Origin of the sequence: Chryseobacterium sp. CH25 (assembly GCF_004119455.1) — a bacterium.
GTDB lineage: Bacteria > Bacteroidota > Bacteroidia > Flavobacteriales > Weeksellaceae > Chryseobacterium.
The window spans coordinates 1-273 of record NZ_NRQT01000067.1 but is presented as its reverse complement, the minus strand read 5'-3'; the positions used below and the strand labels follow the sequence as shown (position 1 = coordinate 273).

General features: G+C 53.5%; 1 protein-coding gene. It reads left to right on the top strand.

The genetic code is table 11. The features are described from left to right. A partial coding sequence (locus BOQ64_RS24305) for a hypothetical protein (protein ID WP_228448539.1) occupies positions 1 to 273 on the top strand: 273 nt, incomplete at both ends.

Genomic DNA, 273 nt, shown 5'->3' with positions numbered 1-273 from the left:
GTTGTACACGGCGCGGTTCGAAGCGGCTTCCATCGCTCCTGCTTCGATATTCTATTATCACCGCTCGGGCAATCGCAACAAAAGCGTGAATTGCACCAGCGTCTCACACTTCGAACTGGCCTCGAGCTCTGGGCATAACGGAACTGACTCAACACATAAAGAAAAGCGCCGGTCGTTGTACACGGCGCGGTTCGAAGCGGCTTCCATCGCTCCTGCTTCGATATTCTATTATCACCGCTCGGGCAATCGCAACAAAAGCGTGAATTGCACCAG